Source organism: Salipaludibacillus neizhouensis (genome assembly GCF_002886185.1).
GTDB lineage: Bacteria > Bacillota > Bacilli > Bacillales > Salisediminibacteriaceae > Salipaludibacillus > Salipaludibacillus neizhouensis.
The window spans coordinates 708,306-732,113 of sequence record NZ_KZ614147.1 but is presented as its reverse complement, the minus strand read 5'-3'; the positions used below and the strand labels follow the sequence as shown (position 1 = coordinate 732,113).

The following is a 23,808-nucleotide window of genomic DNA, read 5'->3' as shown; positions in this document are numbered from 1 at the left end:
GTTCACCCCTATCTACTAACGTTCCCGTGAATCATGCGCGTTTGAATACGTGCAAGTTGGTTCGCAACGCTTCCATCATATACGGTATCTCCAATATGAACCTTGAGACCACCAATGATTTCTTCGTCTACGACATTGTCAATGAGAAGCTTTGCTTTGCCTGCGCGTTTTGCAAAAACACTTATGACAGCAGCACGCTCTTGCTCACTTAACGGTTTCGCTGAATACACGGTTGCTTCAGCAATTCCTTTTTCTTCATATACTAACTCTTTAAAATTATCTGCCACTGCTTGAAAGACACTTTCTCTTTTCTTATCAATTATTAGGAGAAGTAAATGTAAAACGGAAGTTCCAACATGTTTAGAGAAAGTATCCGTTAGAATTTTCTTCTTCTCGTCATCCGTCATTTTTGGATTGCTAAACACTTTGTCAAAAAGCTTCGTATCCTTTAAGACTTGTGATACAGTCTCAAGCTCCTCCAACGTTTCCGTAAGAGTCTCTTGATCTCTAGCTATCTCAAACAATGCATAGGCATAACGATAACCTATTGGATGTCTTCTCATAGGTTTCCGCCAACTTCTCTGAGTGTTTCCTGAATAAGCCTTTCTTGCTCTTGATCGTCCAGTTCTTTCTCAATTACCTTAGATGCGACAAGTACAGACAATGTAGCCACTTGCTCACGAAGTGCGGCAACTGCTCGTTCTTTTTCAGTGTTGATTTCAACAAGTGCTGTTTCTTTCAGTCTTTCTGATTCTTTTCTTGCTTTATCTAAAATCTCGCTAGCTTGTTGATTACTCATTTTTTTAGCATTATCGACGATTACATTCGCTTCGTTACGAGCTTCCTGAATAGCTTCTCGTTGTTCCGTTAAATACTTTTCAGCTTCTTCACGATTTTTCTCAGCAGAAGAAATTTGGTCGGCGACATGCTTTTCACGCTTAGCCATCATATCCATTATCGGGCCAAAAGCATATTTTTTCAGTACTAGTAAAAGGACCGAAAATGCAGCTAGCTGATAAATCGCGTCGAGCCATGTAAATTCTTGAATCAAAAGATCCGCCTCCTTATCTTTTGGTTAATTGGCTTGTTCAAAAAGGAGGATACTTAAGTCGATGAAACTTGACTTGAGTCATAACCGGTCTTTCTGAACTACCTTCAATACAAAAGGAATGGCGAAGATTTAATACTGTCCTTCGCCATTGCAATTCAATAAAAAGCTCTCAAATACACTACATTTGTAGGTATAATAATATAGAAACTACAATTGCAAGAATCGGCAATGCCTCTACAAGTGGAACACCGATGAACATAACTGTTTGAAGTGGTCCACGCATTTCTGGCTGACGTGACATTCCTTGAATTGCGTTACCTACTACCATTGCTACACCGATAGCTCCACCAATTCCTGCTAAACCTGCCGCTAAACCTGCTCCTATGGCAATAATACCAAGATCCATAATAAAATCCTCCTTAGATATTGTAAAAATAGTTTTTTTATGAAATAAATTCACTCTTCCAAATTTTTTAAAAGAGATCTTATTCACTGAGATGAACAGTTAGCGGATCATTGTTTAATGATCTTCACTAACTTTGTGTGACATGTAAACCATCGTTAGCATTGCAAATATGAATGCTTGTAACGACCCTATAAAAATACCAAATCCTTGCCAAACAATTAATGGAAGGAAGGAAACTGCACCCCACAATAGTGAAGATGTTCCTAACGATACGAGAAGCACCATGAGTACTTCCTTTGCAAAGATGTTCCCGAAAAGACGCATTCCCAATGTAAGTGTGTTTGAAAATTCTTCGATCAATTTAAAAGGAAACAAGAATGGAACCGGTTTGAAATAATCTCTTCCGTATTCCTTAGCACCTTTCATTTTCACTCCGTAGATGTGCGTTAGAGCGATAGCCATAATAGCTAATGATAATGCTAAAATCGGATCTGCTGTCGGCGATCTCCACCAAACAGTGTGATCAGCTTTTGTTGCTAATTCAAACGGAATACCTGCCATATTTGCAACAAACACATAAAGTATCAATGTGAGTGCCAGCATGACAAAGTTTTTTCCTTTTTCCCAATCCATTGTACTGCTAATGATGTTTTTAATGAATTGGACTAAGAATTCAAGCGCGTTTTGAGCCCCTGTCGGATACATTTTAATTGTTCTGGACATGAAGAATGTCACAAGGAACACAATCAGCATAGACACAGTTATCATTAATATGTTAGATAAGTTAACTGCTAGGTTTGGGTTATCAAACAAATGGATAATAGGATAATGTTGATCCATAAACCTTCACCCCCTTTCACTAATTTGAAGCTATATTGGATTTACTTTGTCTTGCCCGTTCATTCTGATCCCCTGTTAGAAGTGGTTATGGCTTGTCCTACCCGATCCCACTAAGGAAATGCGGCGCACTTCTCTCTAGCATAGGTCTGCACAATCGTTCCTTAATTACTGAATGATTTCCGAAAGATAGCCGGACCAATCAATAACAGAAGATACGTGAACATCAACCCGATTACCACGCCAATTAAATGGAAATAAGCAGGAAATTCCACAGCGATACTAATTGCTACAACAAACAACAGTATTCTTGAAGTTGTTCCAAAGAACCATTTGACTCTACCTGATTGAACACTGTTTCCAACACGTTTCACTTGAAAATATGTACTTAATAAACTAAAAAGACTGAATAATGCACCTAAAGAAAGTCCTTGGAAAAAAAGTGGATAAAACCCTAAAACCGCTACGATAAGTGAGACACTTACAACTACTAGTGTGATTATACTGAACCGTTTTGCGATAGATGTATAATCATTCATATTGATTTCCTCCCAGAAATTTGCGAACCGCATAATATATCCCCATAACAGCTGTGCCCAGCCCAAGGAAAAAACCAATGATAAGAAAAACTCCACTAGTGTTAAAATAATTGTCTAACCAAATTCCAGCAAAAACTCCAATCACAATGGACCCGATAAAATACGAACTAATGGTGGTCATTAATGCTAAAGCTTTTACTACTGAACGTACCCGTGAAGGTTGTGACATTATTTCACCATATTCCATCGTAAGACTTTCGTATTTCCGTTTATTGATAACACTGGACATACTTTGTAATCGTACAATACGAATGGCTTCATGTCAATCAATTATCGGAATTGCAAACGTTTTACAATTTTTGTCGAAAAACAATATTGGAACGCTTTCAAACTTAATCATAATAATGTGTATTTCCACTATGCCAATGTTTATTATACCTAAACTTTCTATCTATTTGTGACTGAAATGTGACAATTTATTGACTTGATTGTCACATTTCCTTCTGCCCTCACATTAAATTCCAATTACATGTACAAAAAAAACTAAGAAGGGATAGTTCTCCCTCTTAGTTTTCTGACTTAGCTACTCTCCGATATAAAGTGTTTGTTCTATTGTGTCCTCTTGATCCTCCTTTTTGGCAAAAATTAATGCTTTATAAAGTCCTTCAGGGAGATCTTCAATGAGGAGATCCTCTTCAAACATGCCTCGGTGAATGTCTTTCTCGACATCTATATACGTAATGAATTGAAACGTATCCGGATCGTACAACGCGATTCCCAATTCTTCGGCACCGCCGGGCAGGTAAACTTCATAGTGATATATATTTGGTTCGGCTGCATGCTCAAACATGAAAGACATCAGACGAGGATAGTCTGGTTCTTCGACAAAAAATAGATAGGGAATTTCCGTCACATCACTCCCACTTTCTACACGGATCCGGTCGTGGTACATCCCTTCATCAAATACAGATGGAAAAACATCTATCTCCACATCTACTGTCTCTTTCTCTCCAGGGTCCAAATATACCGAAAACGGTACTTTCCACTGAATACCGTCAGGCACTTCGAAAGGAGGTTTTATACTGTATTTTTTCCGTTCATCGGAGACATTCTCTATCGTCAGTGGCACCGTTTTTTCCAAGCGTCTATCGGTACGCAGCCATTTACCAAAGCTTATTTGTCCCGGATAAACGAGTGTTTCGACTGCTAACGCTTTGTCGAGTTGGATTCTCCCCGTTCCTTGAATGTGAGGAGCAATAGGTTCCCCATCTTCTTCTTTCAATACTTTTGCCGTATTCATCAAGGCTGCCTTCACTTGTTCCGGTGACCAGTCCGGATACTTTTGCAGCAATAATGCTACTGCTCCTGCAACATGAGGAGAGGACATGCTTGTCCCGTTCAAATCCATGTAACCATTTGGAACCGTGCTCCCAATTGCAACACCAGGTGCTACTAAATCCGGCTTCACGTCCCACGTGTACGTAACGGGTCCTCTTGAACTGAATGGAGCGATTTGATCCTCTTCTTTTCGGTATATGGTCCGGATATGTTCATTTGGCGAGGATTCTATCTCTTTTGTCAAGCTTTCCCCATCTTCTTTTGATACACTCACTACAGGCAAATCCACTTCTTCTTCGAGCATACCGGCAAATTCTCCCGGTTGATGGTTATAAACAATTAACCCTCTCGCCCCTTTTTCCTTTGCTAATTTCGCCTTCAATGTAAAACTGGTGACACCTCGTTTTGCCAAAATAAATTTATCGTCTGCATCCACGTTCTCATAATCTTCTTCACGGCCAAGACCTACATCTATAAATGGATATCCTCGTTTCAGCTTCCACGGCTCCGCTTTTTGCATCGGCTGTACCTGTATTTCTTTGTCACGATCTCCGTCTCTGATCAAGTAAGGAATAAGCATCGGCGGCGTGGATGCGCCGACAGAAATCGCTTTGGATGACGTTCCCGGTGATCCTACTGTCCAAAGATTAGGTCCACTGTTGCCATTAGAAGTAACGGCAACAACGCCTGCTTCAACCGCCTTATCTAACGCCATGCTCGTTGGCCAATCCGGTCCGTTCACCGTGTTTCCAAGCGATAGGTTTATGACATCCGCCCCATCCTCCACTGCTTTTTCAATCGATTCAATGACTTGTTCCGTTGTTCCCATTCCTGTTGGCCCCAACGCTCGGTAGGCGTAAATTTCCGCTCCGGGTGCCACCCCCTTGAACTTGCCGTTCGCCGAAATGATTCCCGCTACATGCGTCCCATGCAAGGTTGGCATCCCTTGTTCCTTCTTTGTTTCCATCGGATCATCATCCTGATCGACAACATCGAATCCCCCATGATAACTTTTCTTCAAGTCAGGATGCTCATAGTCAATCCCCGTATCGATGATCGCTACTTTGACACCTTCCCCGGTCAGTTCGTCATTGCCACGGGTTAAAATGTTATTTACTTCGCCGGAGGTCCCCCCGATAAAAGGAACACTTTCATCCACATAAGGTTCGTATAAAGCAACTTCATCCATACGGGCAACTCCGTCTAATTGCTCTAACTCCTGCACGTATTGCTCAGGAACCTCCATCGAAAAACCGTTATAAATCGTTGAAAACATTTTCCGTATTTTTACTTCTTCAAAATTCTCCTCCAGTACTTCTGCAAGGGTCGCTGCGTCATCTCGTGCCTCAATAATAAATACCTTTGAGCCGGAAGATCTCCCTCCAGTTTCTTCCGAAATATCGGGCCGTTGCGGAAAAAAGGTGTTTTCTTCTGTTTGGATTTGGTTATCGTCTGATCGTGTATTTATTGCACCGCTTTCTGGTGTATGAAACGTAAAAGCAGCCAAACTTATAAAAAATACTGCCAGATAAGATAGAAGTTTTTTCATGTTCATTTTTAATACCCCTTTTATGCAGTCAGATAAAGAGTAGGTTATGTCATTCCCTTCTTTTTTATCCCATTTTCAAGTTTTGTTTCGATGCGTTGGTTTTGAAAAACCATGCGGTAGCTTTGCGAATTATTTTTCAAATCAACAATCTGCTTCTGTGATGTTAGATGAACATTTAGAGGCGCAAATGAATACATGTATAAAAGAGAGAGATACCCAATATTTCAAATTTTTTATTACGTTTACCGGCTGAATAGAATGTTAATGTCTTCGGTTTCACAGAAAGGATGATGATGATGCCAAAACGGGAACAGGTATGTCTATCTGTCAGCAAAATATATGATTGGACAAAACATAATGTGACAAAAGATTTTCATTTTAACAGTAATAGTCTGAAATTCTATTTAGAAGATAACACTTCCTCTCATGACAAGCCCATTAATCCATGTACGTTTTTTGATCCAGGTGAGCCCGTTGAAGTAAATTGTATGTTTTTAGATTTAGCTTGCAGCGAAACCGGTTCAAGAACAGACCGTTGTGGGATTCAATCTGTAAAAATCAAAAAAACTGGTTCTTTTCAAGTTGTTCTTACGGGGGAAAAGGGGCAATTGTTTTCAAGGGAAGTTAAATTCGCTGTCGCTGAAAATGTACAGGTTTGTGTCCCTGAAGAAACAAAGGTTGTATGTGAAGTAGATAACCAATCCTGCAGCGGTTGTTTCTTCTCTGCCGGAGGAGATTGGAGTATTGACCTAACGTTGTTTTTTTGTCAATCGATCTATGTTCAGTTAGATACGGCCTTGGCAATCTGCGCTAGCCTTGCCAACCCTCGCAAAAACTTTATCGCTCAAGAATTAAGGTGCAACCCGATAGGCCCTCCACCCCAAAATCCAAGCATCTTTCCATCTTCCAAATAATGGCGGGTCTGTCCCCCCATTATTTGGAAGCATACAGAAACAAAAAAACACTCGCATCTGCGAGTGTTTTTTTGCGTATGATTTACTTTGTACCGAAAAGGCGGTCACCAGCGTCGCCAAGACCTGGTACGATATAGCCTTTATCATTCAACTTTTCATCTAATGCTGCTAAGTAAATATCCACATCAGGATGAGCTTCTTTGACTGCTTCCACACCTTCAGGAGCCGCTACTAAACACATTAATTTAATGTTTTTTGCCCCGCGTTTTTTCACAACGCGGATTGCTTCATTCGCGGATCCTCCTGTTGCAAGCATTGGGTCAACAACGATTAGCTCGCGTTCCTCAATGTCTTTCGGAAGTTTCACATAGTATTCAACCGGCATAAGCGTTTCCGGATCACGGTACAAGCCGACATGTCCTACTTTTGCTGCTGGAATAAGGCCCATAATCCCATCAACCATGCCTAGACCAGCACGTAAAATAGGAATAATTCCTAGTTTTTTACCGGAAATCGTTTGACACTTGGCAGTAGCTACTGGCGTTTCTACCTCAACTTCCCGCAACGGAAGATGGCGAGTAATTTCAAAAGCCATAAGTCCGGCAATTTCATTCGTCAGCTCACGAAACTCCTTCGTCCCAGTGTTTTTGTTGCGAATATACGTTAATTTATGCTGAATGAGAGGGTGATCAAACACATATACTTTCCCCATAAAAATCGCTCCTTTATCAAATTTCATTTATGTAATATAACTGTTTACTCTTAAGGAATTTTACACAAACCACAGCCTCTAAGCAAGTAGAAAAGGTAATGAATAATTCTAACTATTCAAATGTTTGTGAAGGACTTTCATGACAGTAGCATAAAGTGACCTAGTGACCTCCATAACAGTAGCACCTACTGTGGGGATGTAGGTGCTACTGGTTAGAGTGCTTTTATAATATTGTAACTCGTTGATACCGCTCAAATTGATTCGGACATTTGAGTGGCGCTATCGAAGACGATTAGTGCCATTCAAATCCAAATCGGACACTTGAGTGGCGCTATCGGAAATGGTTGGTGCCATTCACTTGCCTCGCTCCGGCCCGAGTGGCACTAAACGACATCCTATGTGACATTTTAAAAATCTATTCTTCGTCTTCGTACATCGGGAAGCGAGATGTTAGGCTAAGAACAGCTTCATGACCTTTTTTAAGTACTTCCTCATCATCAGTGGCCTTTAAAACAGTCGCCATAATTTTTCCGATTTCCTTAAGCTCTGCCTCTTTGAAACCACGAGAAGTTACTGCAGCCGTTCCAGTGCGAAGACCACTTGTTACAAACGGGCTCTCCGGGTCAAATGGAATTGTATTTTTGTTCGTAGTAATCCCGACTTTGTCCATCGTTTCTTCTGCGACCTTTCCGGTAAGAGATAGTCCTCTCAAATCAAGTAAAACGATGTGGTTATCCGTTCCACCAGAAACGATATCGATGCCGTTCTCTTGAAGAGAGGCAGCTAGTGCTTTGGCGTTTAATTTAACTTGTTTTGAGTACGCAGAAAATTCTTCTGTTAACACTTCTCCAAATGATACTGCTTTTGCGGCGATCACGTGCATGAGTGGTCCGCCTTGAAGACCTGGGAAAATTGCTTTATCGATCTTTTTGCCATACTCCTCTTTACATAAAATCATTCCTCCACGAGGTCCGCGAAGTGTTTTATGCGTTGTTGTTGTTACGAAATCAGAGAAAGGAACGGGGCTTGGATGATCACCCGTTGCAACGAGTCCTGCGATATGTGCCATGTCTACCATGAGATAAGCGCCGACTTCATCTGCAATTTCACGGAATTTAGCAAAGTCAATTTCTCTTGGGTAAGCACTTGCTCCAGCAACGATCATTTTCGGTTTATGCTTTAACGCTTTTGCACGAACATCGTCATAATCAAGAATACTTGTGTCTTTATCAACACCGTATTCGACGAAGTTGTATTGTTTTCCACTGAAGTTTACGGGACTTCCGTGGGTTAAATGTCCACCATGAGATAAGTTCATTCCAAGAACAGTGTCGCCTTGCTCGAGGAAAGCAAAATAAACGGCCATATTCGCTTGCGCACCAGAGTGAGGTTGTACGTTTACATGCTCTGCGCCAAAGATTTCTTTTGCACGATTGCGCGCGATATCTTCTACAACATCCACATGTTCACAGCCACCGTAGTATCTTTTGTTCGGGTAACCTTCTGCATATTTATTCGTTAATACTGAGCCTTGCGCTTCCATTACAGCTTTTGAAACAAAATTTTCAGATGCGATCAATTCAATATTGTCACGCTGTCGATGAAGCTCGTCATTCATTGCTGTAAAAACCTCTGCATCCTGTTTCCGTACATGTGCCAAATCACGCTTGTCTACCGTTGTCATTTATTACATCCTCCTTGAACTTTCTTCACGCAGATCTTTTCAAATCTATCTATACACGTGGTTATTTGTTTTCTCCGCTCTATTTTATACTGTTATTTGAAGCTTGTAAAAGGTATTTCGACTTGTCAGACGAATGAAAACGCTTTTAAGCAAGTTATTTTTTCAGAATTATCATTTTTATGCGTGATCTACCTTGCATCTCAGCTTTACCCTTATGCACTTTTCCTTCTATACCGTATAAACGGTGCGTTCCCCACCGATGAGTTTTGGTCTCGTACGCGCTAACGTAACATGCGCTTCTCCAATTTCAGAGACGGTTGAACGGACCGGAACGGCTACTTTCTTTAAGTGCATGCCTATAAAGGTATCTCCAATATCGATACCCGCGTCCGCTTGAATCTCTTCTACCATGACAGGATTCTTTAGTTTTCCATATACGTACGCTGCCATTGATCCGCCGGCTGTTGCGACAGGAATAGCGGCTACCGGGTCTAATCTAAGCTCTTTGGCGGTTGTTTTTTCGATTAAAATGGCACGATTTAAATGCTCACAGCATTGAAAAGCGAGCTGGACTCCAGTTTTACCCTGAAAGGCTTGTAATCCCTGCCATAATTCATGAGCAACATCGGTTGTACCTGAACTCCCTATATGTTTCCCAACCACTTCACTTGTACTCGTGCCAACGATTAACACATCTTCTTCTGTCAAGTGGGCAACATCTTGCAGGTCTGATAGTGCTTTTGTTAAAGCAGGTGCTATGCTATCTTTCATCTCGGTTTCTCCTTTCTAAAACGAATGATTATAGGAGTAGCACCTCTTGTGGGGGAAAGAGGTGCTACTCAGAAGTATTAATCGTTTGTTGTTTCGTAGTCTGAGATTTTCCCGATTCTGCGCGCGTGACGGCCGCCTTCAAAATCTGTTGAGAGCCAAACTTTTGCGATTTCCTGTGCAAGTCCAGGTCCAATCACTCGTTCCCCCATTGCTAAAACATTTGTATCATTGTGCTCTCTCGTTGCTTTTGCCGAGAATAGATCATGGACGAGTGCACAACGAATGCCTTTGACTTTATTCGCAGATATGGACATGCCAATTCCTGTTCCGCAGATGACAATTCCTCTGTCTGCTTCGCCATTTGCGACCATCTCCGCAACGGGAATGCCGTAATCCGCGTAGTCCACAGAATCTGCACAATTGCAGCCGACGTCTTTCACTTCATGTCCTAATTCCTTTACCACATTAACGATATCTTCTTTTAGTGCAAAACCTGCGTGATCTGCTCCTATTGATATGATCATACTGCCTTACCTCCTATTTTTTCTTATACAGTAAAACGACTAATTGTTTTTTTCAAATGATTCGCTTGCTCTAATAATACCTCTGCCGATGCGGCAATTTCTTCGATGACTACCGTTTGTTCCTGGGCAGATGAGGTAACTTCCGCGGCTCCTGCAGATGTTTCTTCCGCAATAGCGGCTACATCCTGGGACTCTCAGGAAGTCGATTCAACATTGGCAACTTGCAGGTCTACTAACTGAAGGATTTCTTGAATCGCTTCGGCAACTTCCGTCACAGAGTCAGACATGCTGTCAATTGCTTCACTCGTTTGCGTTCCTTTATCCGCCTCTTTATTAGCAGCACTCACTTGATCCGTGATTTGTGTCACTACATTGCGAACTTCCATTTGAATATTACGAATCAATTCGGAAATACCTTGAACAGCAGTGGCACTCTCATCGGCCAGCTTACGAACTTCATCAGCCACCACAGCAAAACCTTTTCCTTGCCCACCAGCTCGTGCCGCCTCAATTGAAGCGTTGAGCGCCAATAAGTTTGTTTGCTCGGCAATATCTCCGACAAGTGAAATAATTTCTCCAACTTCTTTGGCGTTTGTTTCCAAACGTTGGACAGTCGCTAAAGAAGATTGGTTTTCCGTTGACACCTGTTGAATCCCGTCTATTAATGACTGAATAACCTCGTTACTCTCTTTCAGCTGAGCCACCATCTCCTTGGAAAGCTTGTCCGAACTAGTCGCATGTGATTGCACTTGAGTAGCAATCATCCTCACATCTTCCACACTCTCCGCTGTTTTTTGAATGGCTGTCGCTGAGCCTTCTGCGCCGGCTGAAATTTCCTCCACGGTTCTACTGATACTTCTTGCCTGTGTTGCGGCTGCGTCGGAAGCATCTTTGATATGAACAACTTTTTCATTTGTTTGTTGAAAATTAGTGTCTACATCGGTAACCATGCTTCTCAAGTTCTCCACCATATTATTAAAGGCGCTTGCCAATGCACGCAATTCATCATCTGCTTTTGGCAGCTCGACATTTTCACGGATATCTCCATCTGCAACTTTTCTAGCAGCCAATTCTAAATTTCTCAGTGGTTTTGTAATCATTCCTGCTCCGAAAAAACCTAGAATGCCACACCAAATGATCCCCATTACAAACGTTGCAATTAAGAATGCATCGGCATTTAAGCCTAAGGTCCCCCCTATGTATTCACTTAAGAAAAAAACAAAAAATGCGCTCGTTATATAAGTTATCGCCGCCACTGAACAGATGCCAATCACCATTTTTTTACGTAACCCAAACCGGTAAGACTGTTTTCCCCCCTGATCATTCCCCACTACTGTCCCCATTTTACAGTCCCCTCACTCGTGTTGTTTTAAAGGTTGTGGCCGCTTTTCATTTTTTCAAGTAATTTTTCAATTGCCTCTTCTAATTCTTTGTAGGTGTCTTCATAGACTTCATGATCCGCTCCAAATGGATCACTAATATCAAACGATGGTAAGTCCCATTCAAGACGATCAATCGCTGCTTGGTGAGGTAAAAGAAGTTCCAACAATTCTTCTTCAAGTTGTTTTTGATTAGAGATTTCTTTTTTCTCATTATATTTATCGACTTTATCCTGATTTTCCTGAAGGAATTCAGATCTTTTTCTATCAATTTCAGAAACATGCTGTCTGTGATCTTCCAGTTTCTTCTCTAATTCCGGATCTGCCAGCACATATTCCTTTAAAGAAAAAATTTGAGAAGCCTTACCTGGATACTGCTGAATGATGGCCCTCTTTTGGTTTCCTGTCATCGTTAAAACGATCTCAGCCCAATTAAATAATTCCGGGGAAAGTGACTTTGATTGATGACTTTCAAGAATCCCTCTTTTTGCAATAGCTGCTTTCGATCCTTCTGAAATCGGTAAACCTTCCGCAGCATGAATACCTGCTGATTTAGCCTGCAGCCCTTCTGATGTTTTTTTATGCTCAAATATCGCCTCAGCCATTGGACTGCGGCACGTATTTCCTGTGCATACAAATAATACTCTTTCCATGAATATTCACTTCTTTCTTTATGGTTTGGTTGTTCCGTTCGAAATAGTCTCCTATATTTTCACTCATAAAATCCTTGATAGGATGCTTTCATTATCCGAATACCTTCTTAAAGAACAGGACCAACATCCTACTATATTTTAACATATTTTTTAATGTGGCATACTTTAATTACTACGAAAATTCAGTCCAGTATGAAACACGTCAGGTTTTCCATATCAGGGACCATTCCTTTTCTTATACTGCACCCATAATCATTTTCACTCCAAAAAGGATGAGTATAATTCCCCCGACTCCTTCACTGTTCTTCCCAACCCAGCCGCCAGCTTTTTTACCTACGAGTAAACCAATCCAGGTTAGAATCGCACTAATAACGCCAAAGCTTATAACAGTGAGCCATGTTTTTGCGCCTACCATTCCTAAGCTTAACCCAGCCGAAAAACTATCCACACTTACACTTATCGCAAAAATAAAGAGGCCTATTCCTTTAGGGGCAAGTAAGGAATCTGCTCCGTACTTAAATGAAGATGCCAACATTTGAATCCCTAAAAAGATGAGGCCACTCCCGCCAATGAAGTAGGTTAGCGGACCTAAATAGTGAGAAAGTGCCTGCCCTATAATAATGCCTCCAAGTGGCATCAACATATGAAAAAGGCCAATCAAAGAACCTATGATGAATATCCGCCGGTACCTCAATCCCGCCATTCCTAATCCAAGCGATAAGGAAAATGCATCCAGACTTAGTGCCAGCGCCATGATTCCAATTGTGATAAATTCCGCGACCATTATATCCCCCCTCGGACTAGCTATATCAATTTATGCGTGTCCGAGGGAGATTAGTATGAAAACTTATTTTTGCTGAAGAATCTTTCCTCCTGCAGCTTTTCTTAGGCGGTTCATAATGGCACTTCCAAGGTCTGTTTCAGGAAAGACCTCTGAATAAATAATATCTACTTCGTTTGCCTCAAAGCCTCGCAGCGCTTCATACAATGCTCGCGCCACCTCTGGCAAATATTCTTTTGAACCGATGATCACCTCTTTGTCGGCTTCACTCAAACCTTGATGTTCCTGTGTTAGGAGTGTACCTACCCTCTTCCCTTCTTGCTTGGATGCTAACACATTTTTTCGTAAAAAATTGATATCTCCATCCACCAAAATTAAAGGTGCACTCGGTGCGTAATGGGTATATTTCATCCCCGGCGACTTCGGGGCTTCTTCTTCCTCTGTGAGCGCAGGATCCTGGAGGACTTCACCGACAACTTGTTCTAATGCTTCTTTCGTTATTCCACCCGGGCGAAGGATCATCACCTTTTCTGTTGTACAATCTACCACCGTGGATTCCACCCCTACTCCCGTAGCTCCGCCATCGACAACTCCGGCTATTTTACCGTCCAAATCTTGTGTGACGTGCGCTGCCGTAGTCGGACTTGGTCGTCCAGATCGATTTGCACTAGGTGCCGCAATTGGTAATCCCGCAGCTTCAATTATTGCTAAAGCCACTGGGTGATCCGGCATCCTCACCGCCACTGTGGATAAACCTGCCGTGACTTTCGGTGATAGTTTCCCGTTGTGTGGAAGAACGATTGTTAGAGGCCCTGGCCAAAAAGCTTCAATTAGTTGTTTAGCATTATCCGTAATGTTTTCCACATATTCCGCGAGTTGACTCTTTGATGATATGTGCACAATCAAAGGATTATCTGAAGGTCTTCCCTTCGCTTGAAAAATCTTGTCAATTGCCTGATCTGACCGGGCATTACCACCTAGTCCGTAGACCGTTTCTGTCGGAAAAGCAACAACCTGATTGTTTTTTATGTATTCAGCTACTTCTTGTATTTGCGTATCATTCGGATAGTTATCCACATTACCATCCACAATCCACTGTTTTGTCTGTTGATAAGTCATTTCTTGTCCTCCTTGCTGATATTTATTGTGATCTGCATTTCCTCCAATGTCAATAAGTAGAGAGGGTATATTCACTGCTGAGTTTTTTTGGTTTATAAAATAGTATGGGGGTTAAATGTTGGGATTGTGGAGGTTGGGTGCAATAATGTGCCACTTTCACCTGAAAACGAGCGACTCGATCTAAGTTTTGCACCACTCTCAGCCGTAAATGCGTAACTCGACCAATTTTAGGAGCAATCCACCAAATAAAACAAAGGTTATCCACAAATTATGTGGACAACCTTTGTTTTTCTGTGTATAAGCCTGTGGAGAGGTGTGTAAAACTCATTAGTTATCCACAATTACAGACTTTTTAAAGATTGTTAATGGTGATAATGTGTGATCTGGTACGTTAGGTAGATCTTGAATTTCCTTTGGTATTTCAGAAGGATCTACTTTTTGGAAGCCTAATGAGAGTAATACTTCGTCTGCATGTGCTGCCACTAGATAAACCGTGTCTGCTCCTTGTTTCGTCGCTAATTGGAAAGCTGTTTCCAGCATTCGTAATAGAAAGCTTCCGTTCACTTCATTTGAATCGAGTATCAACGTTCGAATCATCGTATCTTTTTCTGTAATTGGCTCCAATGCCACACATGCTACAATATTTTCATTATCGTTTATCGCCAAGTGGAATAATTCCCAATTGGTATTTGTCTCATTTGTTTGAAAACCGGCCTTAGCGATAAAGTGCTGAATGGGTAACACATCGACTTCCTTTGCTTCCCGAATAATTACAGCCATACGTTAATCCCCTTTCTGCTCAAGTCTAAAGAGAGCTTGTATTAATAAATATTCAGCAGAATGAGAATTATGACAATAAAAATTGGTATTTTACTAATATCTTAGATTACATTTCATTTTTGGTGTAAAAATTTATTCTCTGTCCACAAGTTATTCTAGTTTTCACACAATTGTGAATAAGTTGTGGATAAGTTAACTGATTTTTGACCATAAGCTTTGAACTACATCTACAATAAAGAAAGATACTTCAACTTCTTCCTCTTCGTCGACATCACTGTCAGAAGCATCGGTTTCTGCAGGTTCGTCTGTGGATGCATCTACAAAACATAGCGGTGGAAAAAGAACGCACCACCAGTTATCCCCAGATCCTTTCCCGATTTCAATAAACACCGCTTCGTACTCGCCTTCAGGATAAAGTCTATTGCCATATTGTTTTGTTGGAAACTCTACATTTTTTAGTGATACCCGAAAGGAACTAGTGCTACCAATTGCTTGGATTTCTTCAGCGATGACTGCTTCTATTTCCGGTATTTTGGATTCAATAACAGTACGAGCCTGGCTTAGATCATCTAGTGACGCAGTCCATTTGGATATTTCTACACTTACTTTATCTCTGACATTGAGTTTTAATTCTTGATCGACTGGTGAATTACTATTTGCTTTGATGCGCAGTCGAATGGATTCTTGTGGGATAAAATCTTCGCTAGCCTGATTTCCGTAAAGCATATCCGCATTTGCGTATGGAGAAGCGCCGGCATACTGTGGATAAAAGAAGTGCCCTTCCCAGGATAAGATAAGGATCGTTATAATAAAAAAGATATATAATGGCAATCTCGTCATTTGCTTGTTAGTAAGAAACTTGTTCATTTTCAATTCCCCCTTCTGTCCCTCAGTCTTGTCGGGAGAAGGAAGAGCTAAACATAGATTCGTATGACAAAGTTAGACATTAAGAAAAGACGCGTAGCGCCTTTTCTTAATTGCAACGTTAGCTTCTGCCGCCCCGAGTAGCACCTACGAAGTGTGTGTAGGTGCTACTCGAAAGGAGGTGATCTTCCTTGCTACGTGCGGCTGAAGGTAGTTGCCTTTTCTAAACAAAACGCGTAGCGTCTTTTCTTTAAATTAGTTTCTAACCTGAAACGTTCTTAAGGACATTGATAAAGTGTTTTTCACTTTTTCAATGCCCTTATATTACATTTCTGATCACTAGAAGATATATGTGTTCAAGTATTTGTTTCGGAATTTCCCTTTAGGATCATAGTGTTGAAGCAACTGTTGAAAATCTGGCAGCTTCTCATAGAGAGATTGCACTCGAGTGGAAGGCATCGTAAACAGTTTCCCCCAATGAGGGCGCGCAAGGAATGGTGCAAGTTGCTCTTCCATTTTCGGCAACACTTTCTGAACCGATTCCCAATCATCTTTCCAAGTAAAGTGGAATGCCACTGATTCTTGTTTGTAACATGGGCTCATCCACAGATCATCCTGAGCAATGGTGCGAGTCTCAGATATGAAAAGAAGTGGAGCAATTTGCTCACGAATTTGACTGATTGCACATAATGCATCATATGCGTGCTCACGGGGCACGATGTATTCACTTTGCAGCTCTTTTCCGTGACTTGGTGTGAAGTCCATGCGGAAGTGCGATAATCGTTCAAGCCATGGTCCTGGAATACCCATCTGTTCTGTGCAATTCTCCGTACCGGAACCTGGCACAGGGTGCAAATTCTTTGATGCTGCCTTCGCACCAAAAAACTCAGGTCCTAATTCAAATGTACTTTGCTCTGTTGAGAGACTTTTAAGCCAAACTTGGTTAAATGTCTCGTCTTTCCAGTCAGTGAATAGACTAACACTATAGGCGCTTGAGAAAATATCATCAAAATGATTTTTAAGATGAGACAGAGCTAAATTTTCATAAACGTCCTGTCTAATATTATAGGACGGAACCACATCAAGTGTCAGGGTAGTTACCACCCCTGCTCCGCCGAGTCCAACAACCGCGCCATTCATTTGTTCTTCAGATCGTTCCCTCGAGAATTCTATAACATCTCCATCGGAACTAACGATTTCCATGGCACTTACGGATGTGGCCAGTCCTCTATTCTGATCACCCGAACCATGTGTTGCTGTTGCACAAGCACCAGCAACTGAAATGTGCGGCAGTGAAGCCATATTTTCAAGTGCGTATCCTTTTCGGTGAAGATACCTGCAAAGATCACTGTATTTAATTCCCGCTTCGACGGTAACCGTTCGACGCTCAGAGTCTAATCCCAGCACCTGGTTGAAATTTTCAAGTGAGATTAGGTTCTCCGTGTGATCAGCAATTCCATTAAACGAGTGTCGTGTACCAAGTACCCTCATACTATTGCAGCGAGTCACCAATTGTTGTATTTGTTCTATGTTTTCCGGGATATGTAGCTCGTCTGCACTGTATTTATAATTACCTGCCCAATTTCGTTGCTCTTTCATTCATAGGTCTCCTTCATAACACAAGATATCCTTCTATGTCATAACAATCCTAGCGAAAGTTCATGCATTTATTGAAGGATTTGAATTTAAATACAAAATTAATTGTTACATCTCTCTAATAAATGTACTATATCAAGCTATCTGATGCTATCCATTTTTAATAATGCGGGGGTTTCTTTTTTCTATTTCTATATGAAGGATTAGGTTAAATTGCGATAATGCACCACTGCAACCTGTTTCTTTTATTTTATCAAAAAAGAATGTCTATTAAAATATCACCTCTATTTGTAAAATCATATGACTAAAAAGCACCTGATCGGAATCAGATGCTTTTTCATGTGTTCATTATATGTGGATTAATTAGTAATTTAACGTCTTTATTCAAACTACGGCTTAGCTTTTAGAATCCCAAAACAGACCCCTCTAGAAAAAAAGGTCTCCATTACGTTTTCGTTACTAGGTTCGTATTGCGGCCAAGACAATGCGCTGTTTGTTGTTGATATCGTTGATGACTTCGATTTGTGCTTGTGGATATTCTGTGGATAATAATTTCTTGACGTCTTCTCCTTGGCCGTGGCCAATTTCAAAAGCAATCATACCGGGTGTTTTCAGTACGGCTGGCAACTGTTTTATGAGACGACGATAAATTGTTAGTCCATCTTTTCCGGCGAAAAGGGCTCCTTCTGGTTCGTGATCTTTGACGTTCTCTTTCATAGAGTCTCGGTCCCCCTCTGGTATATAGGGGGGATTGGACACGATAATCGAAGCCTGTTCTCCAGCTTCAATAAGAGGCTGTAAAAGGTCTCCCTCGAAGAAGTCCAAATTTGCCCCTAGTTCGGACGCATTCTTTTTCGCGACAGCGAGGGCTTCGAAGGATATATCCGATGCAAGAACGCGCGATTGAGGGTGTTCCAGCTTCAAGGAGGTGGCGATGATGCCACTTCCGGTTCCGACGTCCACGATTGTCAGGTTTGCGGCTTCTGTTTCCCCGAAGAATGTTGGGATCGTTTCGAGTATTTTCTCGACGAGTTCTTCGGTTTCTGGCCGGGGTATTAGAACGTGTTGATTGACGATGTAGCTTCGGCCATAGAAGGTTTCGTTACCTGTGATATGTTGGACGGGTTTGCCTGCTGCTGCCTGGTGAACATCTGCTGTGAATTTCTCGATTGTTTGTGTGTCGAGTTGGGCTTGGAGCTCGGTAAGCAGCTTGGTTCGATTCCAGCCTGTGTGGTGTTGCAAGAGTATGTGTGCGATTTGTGCTTCGTAATGATGTTCTTCTAAAAAAGAAGAAGCCCAGTTGAGGGCTTCGTATACTTTGGTTGTCATTATCGTTTCTCCGAGTTTTCCATGAGGCTTGATTGTTCTTCTACGATGAGAGCGTCGATAATTTCGTCGATTTTTCCTTCGAGAATTTGGTCGAGCTTCTGGAGCGTGAGGCCGATACGGTGGTCGGTTACTCGGCTTTGTGGAAAGTTGTAGGTACGGATTCGCTCGGAGCGATCTCCGGTTCCAACTGCTGATTTTCGGTGCTCGTCGTATTCTGCTTGTGCTTCTTTTTGAAACTTGTCATAAATTCGGGCACGCAGAACTTTCATAGCTTTTTCTTTATTTTTAATTTGTGATTTTTCATCCTGACAGGAAACTACTGTGTTTGTTGGGACGTGCGTCAATCGAACGGCTGACATGGTGGTGTTTACACTTTGTCCACCTGGTCCACTGGATGTGAATGTGTCTACACGAATGTCTTTGTCATGTATATTCACTTCTAGTTCTTCTGCTTCTGCAAGTACAGCCACGGTTGCTGTGGATGTATGAATACGTCCGCCGGATTCTGTGGATGGTATCCGCTGCACTCGGTGGGCGCCGTTCTCATATTTCATGCGGGAGTAAGCACCTTTTCCGTTGATCATAAAGATCACTTCTTTATAACCTCCGAGACCGGTCGGGTTGGATTCGATAACTTCCGCTTTCCAGCCTTGCATTTCAGCATAACGGGAATACATGCGGAAGAGATCTCCTGCAAAAAGAGCTGCTTCGTCTCCGCCTGCTGCTCCGCGGACTTCGACGATAACGTTTTTGTCGTCGTTCGGGTCTTTTGGAATAAGCAGGACGCGTAGTTTTTCTTCAATTGCAGGCAATTGATCTTCCAATTCTTCTAGCTCCATTTTGACCATTTCACGCATTTCCTCGTCCATGGTTTCTTGAAGCATACCTTTAGTCTCGTCGCGTTGTGCTTTGAGTGCTTCGTACTCGCGATAAGTTTCTACGGTTTCCTGTATGTCAGATTGCTCTTTGGAATACTCGCGTAATTTGTTGTTGTCACTAATGACATCCGGGTCCATTAGTAATTCATTTAATCGATCATATCGGTCTTCTACGGATTGTAGGCGGTCAAACACATTCTTCACCTCATTTTAATAACTCATTATAGTCTTTCTATATTATAGGGTCTCTTCTCGTTAAAAGCAATCGGTTAATCTTTTTGGTGGATGGCTGTGTTCGAGGCGAGTTATAACTGTTTGCTCGTTTTTCCTACTCACTTCCTCATCGCTACCATTTTTCCATAGGTCCCTATCCTCCACAACCATTCGAACGGACCGTAATAGAATTTCCGCAGCCAAAAGTGACTGAATATCATTTGAATTATAAATAATACGAGACCCGCTCCAAGCGCAAAATGATAGTCTGGCTCAGACCATATGCCGATCCCTTGAACAAAGGTACTGCCGCTCCCTGTAAAGATGGTAACAAATACCAGAGATTGCATAAGGTAATTCGTAAAGGTCATTTTGCCGATTGGCGTAAAAGGGCAGAGCAGCTTGGAGATGGGATTCGTACTCGTTCCACAAAGTATCACGCCAAGCATTACCCCGATCGACAACACAAAAGGAAAGAAATCGTCCAGGCTATTAAGGAAGAGCTGATCTGAGGCAAAAAATACCGTTGTTTTTCCTGCAAAACCGATCGTGAAAAAACCGATTGCCGCCCACCACATATTTTTTCGATTTTCAGAGATAAAAGATAGCGCTCCTTTTCGATAAAAAAACATGCCGAGAAACAAAAAACCTAAATGATTTACCATCGAAATAAACTCACTCAAGAAAAAGTCGTATCCGGCTAAGATCTCTCCTGCTCCGAGCACTGCATTTAACGATGTCTCCAAGTTGAAAAAATAAGAGGTATAGTTATTGAAAAAGTCAATTCCTACGGTGTAAACGAGCCAGAAAAAAATCCCAAAGAAGAGCAGCCAGGTGTCTTTCATTTTCAAAAATAGCAGCAGTGCGACTCCTCCCATAGCAAACATCAGCAGGATATCTCCTGCCCAAATGGCGTATCCGTGCAAAGTGCCGAAAATTCCTAAAAACAGGAATCGCCGCAACAGCACCACGTAAGGATCTCTCTGCTTCTCCCGCGTTCTATCATAAATCAAACACACACTAATGCCGAACATCACTGCGAATAAGGGTCTCGAACTATCCCGCATCAAAATATACAGAAAGCTTCTCAACGCAGGCTGCATCTCGGAGGAAACCCCGGCGAGGCTCGGAATATTCATTAGAAATATTCCGAGTAACGCAAATCCGCGCAGCCGGTCTAAAATTTCTATTCTCTCACCTTGGTCCGAAATATATTTCGTTAATGCCATGGCAGTCTACCTTTCCCGGTGATATGCATTGAATTACCGTTAAGGCTAGTGATAGCACCCTCCCTTAAACAATGTATAGAGCTTCCTATTGCATACATTCCTATTTAGTGTATCCCATCGCCTGATACTTGCTATTTCTTTCTCCATAAATGGACTGCACTGCTGTCAAAAGACTTTCTCATCTGGTCATGTTAGCGAACCCACCAAATTTTATTGGTTATTCACCATATATCTTAACAAACAATTCCCTTCTCTGTTGTTTTAATTTCTGGGCATTATAAATACTGGGAACCGAACTATTTGCTCAGTCAGTTTTAGGAAAAAGAGATCTTTCCTTTACTGAATGCATTCATTTAAGGAGAATTTTTTCCTAACAATTTGGTATGTTTCTCGAGGCGGTTTTTGTGGAATAGTAAATAGATAAATACATGTACGTTTACTAGGAGGTCAATCGATGAATATTGTAATAATTGGTGGTGATGCTGCTGGAATGAGTGCTGCAATGCAAATTGTGCGTACTCAACCGGATTGGAATATTACTGTGTTGGAAAGAGGCGCCTATTACTCCTATGCGCAATGTGGTCTCCCTTATTTTATCGGAGGGGTTATTCCAGACAGTGATCAATTAATCGCACGAGAACGTGAGGTTTTCGCTGAAAAGTATGGAATTGATGCACGCATTTATCACGATGTGGAAGCAATTGACTCAAAAAAACAAATAGTCACGGGGAAAGATACAAAGTCCGGTAAAAAATTCGAAGTGAGTTATGACAAACTTTTGATTGCGACCGGAGCTTCGCCGATTCAGCTGCCTGTTGAAGGGAATGATCTCGAAGGCACTCATGTACTGAAGACTATTCCTGATGCGGAAAGTATTGTGAAAGACATGGGTGAAGATGTTTTAACGGTAACCGTTGTCGGTGGTGGCTATATCGGTCTTGAGGTTGCCGAAAATTTGGTGACTAAAGGTAAAAAAGTGCGTCTCATTGATGTCGCTGATCGACTAGGTCAGAGATTTGACCTCGAGATTAGCGAAAAAATTAAGCAGCAGGCTCAGGAAAAAGGGATTCAAGTTGTTTTAGGTGAATCTGTCGAAGCATTTCTAGGCCAAGATCGTGTGGAATCTCTTCGTACGGATAAAGGCGAATATCGTTCTGACATGATCATTGTCGCAATAGGAATTAAACCCAATACATCTATTGTTTCGAATACACAGCTCAAGCTTCATGATTTAGGGGCAATATTTGTTAATGATCATATGGAAACAAATGTCGAAAACATCTATGCTGCCGGGGATTGTGCTACGCAATACAATAGGTTAAAAAAGAAGGATGATTATGCACCTCTAGGAACACATGCAAATAAGCAAGGGCGAACTGCTGGATTAAATATAGCCGGGCAGTCGAAATCGTTCCAAGGTATTGTCGGTACTTCGATTATGAAGTTCTTTGATTACGCTGTAGCAAAAACGGGATTAAACGAGGAAGAAGCGAAGGAGCTCGGTATTGATTACGGAGTCATTGGTTTTGAAAGTCATCCGATCGCTGGTTACTACCCAGGTGGAGACTCGTTATATATTCGGATGCTTAAAGATAATGAGACGGATAAGCTAATAGGCGTTCAGGCGATGGGAAAGCATGGTGTCGCTAAACGAATTGATGTAGCTGCAACAGCTTTATTCAGTGGGCTGACGATGGAGGAACTCGAGAACCTTGATCTTAGCTACGCTCCCCCTTACAACTCTGTGTGGGATCCTTTACAACAGGCTGCTCGGAGAATGTAGGAAAAAAACTCTCAGCTTTCAACTTATCTCTTTAAAAAGACCAATTCCAAGGACGAAGAATCATGAATCGTCGACTTGAAATTGGTCTTTTTTCTTTTTGACTTTATTTATATTTTACTTCGAACAGAGGTCCCTGAATCCGAAGAGTATCCCTGTGGAGGAATGGTGTGGGCACTGATAAAGTTTATAATTACCCGATCCATGTAAGACAGCACAGAGCTAGAGAACGCTTGTGATCATTTTTATAAATAAAACAAAAGTTTTCTGCATAAGTTTTCTTTTTTACTCCATGAAATGATTGACGACAATGTCATAGCGGTATCTTGGATTAGCTTGTTTTAGCTGTTTTTCCACGTCTTCAATCACTTTGTCTTCTTCTTCCTGGCTGGGTTCTCCCTCGATTTGTATATTCACCCAAGCATTTGCCCCCATTAGAATAACCATCCCGGGTGTGACCTTTGGAATTGCATATACTACGTTTTCAATCATCTCTTGATCGTCGCCTTCTGTCTGACGAGGAGCATCCAGTGAACGATAGCTTGTTCCTGTAACATTGGATTCCGTTCTGGGATTATAGCTATGGCTTTGAGCATGAATTTCTCCATAATTGACTGGTCCAGGCCCCAAAAGGCTTTCTGACCAATCTTTTTTTGCAGTTTGTTGAGCTTGGGTAGTTCCCTCTTCGTTTACTTGTGGTTCGTTTGTGTTACATCCAGTAATAACCACTAAAGAAGTAAGCAAAAGAAGAATTATTTGTCTGATAGCTTTCATAGGATCACCTCTTGTAGCTAGGTTTTCCGCAGCAGATGGTTTCTATACTTTTTCTCGAAGAGGTTTAAACAATTACCTATGGTCTATGAATTTTTGTTGTTTTGCTTC

The 23,808-nt window shown here is 41.6% G+C and carries 23 protein-coding genes and 1 pseudogene; 2 read left to right on the top strand and 22 right to left on the bottom strand.

The window, feature by feature from the left end:
* Positions 1-8: 8 nt before the first annotated feature.
* The 7 genes from CEF18_RS20400 to CEF18_RS20370 form a co-directional block, all read right to left on the bottom strand.
* On the bottom strand, positions 9-563 hold the full coding sequence (locus tag CEF18_RS20400; protein ID WP_110938345.1) for a F0F1 ATP synthase subunit delta: 555 nt from the start codon (positions 561-563) through the stop codon (positions 9-11).
* Positions 560-1,051, bottom strand: coding sequence for a F0F1 ATP synthase subunit B (atpF, locus tag CEF18_RS20395; RefSeq protein WP_110938344.1), 492 nt, complete (start codon positions 1,049-1,051; stop codon positions 560-562). Before atpF ends, CEF18_RS20400 begins: the two co-directional genes overlap by 4 nt.
* Positions 1,052-1,229: 178 nt before the next feature.
* Entirely contained in the window at positions 1,230-1,457 is a 228-nt protein-coding gene (atpE, locus tag CEF18_RS20390; protein WP_110938343.1) for a F0F1 ATP synthase subunit C, read from the bottom strand.
* A 114-nt stretch (positions 1,458-1,571) separates the two neighbouring features.
* The gene (gene atpB / locus CEF18_RS20385) at positions 1,572-2,297 is read right to left on the bottom strand and encodes a F0F1 ATP synthase subunit A (protein WP_110938342.1); all 726 of its coding nucleotides are present in this window, start codon (positions 2,295-2,297) and stop codon (positions 1,572-1,574) included.
* A gap of 161 nt (positions 2,298-2,458) precedes the next feature.
* Positions 2,459-2,833, bottom strand: a complete 375-nt coding sequence (locus CEF18_RS20380) for an ATP synthase subunit I (RefSeq protein ID WP_183040952.1) — start codon at positions 2,831-2,833, stop codon at positions 2,459-2,461.
* Positions 2,826-3,122, bottom strand: coding sequence for an AtpZ/AtpI family protein (locus tag CEF18_RS20375; protein ID WP_223292411.1), 297 nt, complete (start codon positions 3,120-3,122; stop codon positions 2,826-2,828). Before CEF18_RS20375 ends, CEF18_RS20380 begins: the two co-directional genes overlap by 8 nt.
* Positions 3,123-3,416: 294 nt before the next feature.
* Complete coding sequence (locus CEF18_RS20370; protein ID WP_310793566.1) at positions 3,417-5,726, bottom strand: S8 family serine peptidase; 2,310 nt, start codon at positions 5,724-5,726, stop codon at positions 3,417-3,419.
* A gap of 290 nt (positions 5,727-6,016) precedes the next feature.
* On the opposite strand from CEF18_RS20370, the gene CEF18_RS20360 reads away from it, so the two are divergent.
* The gene (locus tag CEF18_RS20360; RefSeq protein WP_110938338.1) at positions 6,017-6,634 is read left to right on the top strand and encodes a BMQ_0737 family morphogenetic spore coat protein; all 618 of its coding nucleotides are present in this window, start codon (positions 6,017-6,019) and stop codon (positions 6,632-6,634) included.
* An 82-nt stretch (positions 6,635-6,716) separates the two neighbouring features.
* Here the strand turns inward: CEF18_RS20360 and upp are convergent, their stop codons facing one another.
* The 14 genes and pseudogenes from upp to CEF18_RS20290 all read right to left on the bottom strand — a co-directional run bounded on the left by upp (position 6,717) and on the right by CEF18_RS20290 (position 21,146).
* Positions 6,717-7,346, bottom strand: coding sequence for a uracil phosphoribosyltransferase (upp, locus tag CEF18_RS20355; RefSeq protein WP_110938337.1), 630 nt, complete (start codon positions 7,344-7,346; stop codon positions 6,717-6,719).
* Positions 7,347-7,761: 415 nt separating this feature from the next.
* The gene (gene glyA / locus CEF18_RS20350; RefSeq protein WP_110938823.1) at positions 7,762-9,006 is read right to left on the bottom strand and encodes a serine hydroxymethyltransferase; all 1,245 of its coding nucleotides are present in this window, start codon (positions 9,004-9,006) and stop codon (positions 7,762-7,764) included.
* Positions 9,007-9,258: 252 nt separating this feature from the next.
* Positions 9,259-9,801 (bottom strand): TIGR01440 family protein, encoded by a 543-nt coding sequence (locus CEF18_RS20345; RefSeq protein WP_110938336.1) that lies wholly within the window; start codon positions 9,799-9,801, stop codon positions 9,259-9,261.
* A 77-nt stretch (positions 9,802-9,878) separates the two neighbouring features.
* Complete coding sequence (rpiB, locus tag CEF18_RS20340) at positions 9,879-10,325, bottom strand: ribose 5-phosphate isomerase B (protein WP_110938335.1); 447 nt, start codon at positions 10,323-10,325, stop codon at positions 9,879-9,881.
* A gap of 23 nt (positions 10,326-10,348) precedes the next feature.
* Positions 10,349-11,668 (bottom strand): annotated as a pseudogene (locus tag CEF18_RS20335) (methyl-accepting chemotaxis protein).
* 26 nt (positions 11,669-11,694) lie between these two features.
* The gene (locus tag CEF18_RS20330; protein ID WP_110938334.1) at positions 11,695-12,357 is read right to left on the bottom strand and encodes a low molecular weight protein arginine phosphatase; all 663 of its coding nucleotides are present in this window, start codon (positions 12,355-12,357) and stop codon (positions 11,695-11,697) included.
* 235 nt (positions 12,358-12,592) lie between these two features.
* Entirely contained in the window at positions 12,593-13,141 is a 549-nt protein-coding gene (locus CEF18_RS20325; protein WP_110938333.1) for a manganese efflux pump MntP, read from the bottom strand.
* Between the two features lie 63 nt (positions 13,142-13,204).
* Positions 13,205-14,257, bottom strand: a complete 1,053-nt coding sequence (locus CEF18_RS20320; protein WP_110938332.1) for an L-threonylcarbamoyladenylate synthase — start codon at positions 14,255-14,257, stop codon at positions 13,205-13,207.
* Between the two features lie 327 nt (positions 14,258-14,584).
* Positions 14,585-15,037 carry a GNAT family N-acetyltransferase gene (locus CEF18_RS20315; RefSeq protein WP_110938331.1) on the bottom strand — a complete coding sequence of 151 codons (453 nt, stop codon included), beginning with the start codon at positions 15,035-15,037 and terminating at the stop codon, positions 14,585-14,587.
* A 192-nt stretch (positions 15,038-15,229) separates the two neighbouring features.
* Positions 15,230-15,904 carry a stage II sporulation protein R gene (gene spoIIR / locus CEF18_RS20310; protein ID WP_110938330.1) on the bottom strand — a complete coding sequence of 225 codons (675 nt, stop codon included), beginning with the start codon at positions 15,902-15,904 and terminating at the stop codon, positions 15,230-15,232.
* 336 nt (positions 15,905-16,240) lie between these two features.
* The gene (locus tag CEF18_RS20305) at positions 16,241-17,500 is read right to left on the bottom strand and encodes an FAD-binding protein (RefSeq protein ID WP_110938329.1); all 1,260 of its coding nucleotides are present in this window, start codon (positions 17,498-17,500) and stop codon (positions 16,241-16,243) included.
* 456 nt (positions 17,501-17,956) lie between these two features.
* Positions 17,957-18,826 carry a peptide chain release factor N(5)-glutamine methyltransferase gene (gene prmC, locus CEF18_RS20300; RefSeq protein WP_110938328.1) on the bottom strand — a complete coding sequence of 290 codons (870 nt, stop codon included), beginning with the start codon at positions 18,824-18,826 and terminating at the stop codon, positions 17,957-17,959.
* On the bottom strand, positions 18,826-19,899 hold the full coding sequence (gene prfA / locus CEF18_RS20295) for a peptide chain release factor 1 (RefSeq protein ID WP_110938327.1): 1,074 nt from the start codon (positions 19,897-19,899) through the stop codon (positions 18,826-18,828). The genes prmC and prfA overlap by 1 nt, the downstream gene beginning before the upstream one ends.
* A gap of 137 nt (positions 19,900-20,036) precedes the next feature.
* Entirely contained in the window at positions 20,037-21,146 is a 1,110-nt protein-coding gene (locus CEF18_RS20290) for a DUF418 domain-containing protein (RefSeq protein WP_110938326.1), read from the bottom strand.
* A 454-nt stretch (positions 21,147-21,600) separates the two neighbouring features.
* Between CEF18_RS20290 and CEF18_RS20285 the strand changes: the two genes are divergently transcribed.
* Entirely contained in the window at positions 21,601-22,929 is a 1,329-nt protein-coding gene (locus CEF18_RS20285; RefSeq protein ID WP_110938325.1) for an FAD-dependent oxidoreductase, read from the top strand.
* A 282-nt stretch (positions 22,930-23,211) separates the two neighbouring features.
* Here the strand turns inward: CEF18_RS20285 and CEF18_RS20280 are convergent, their stop codons facing one another.
* Positions 23,212-23,700 carry a hypothetical protein gene (locus tag CEF18_RS20280; RefSeq protein ID WP_110938324.1) on the bottom strand — a complete coding sequence of 163 codons (489 nt, stop codon included), beginning with the start codon at positions 23,698-23,700 and terminating at the stop codon, positions 23,212-23,214.
* Positions 23,701-23,808 lie beyond the last annotated feature (108 nt).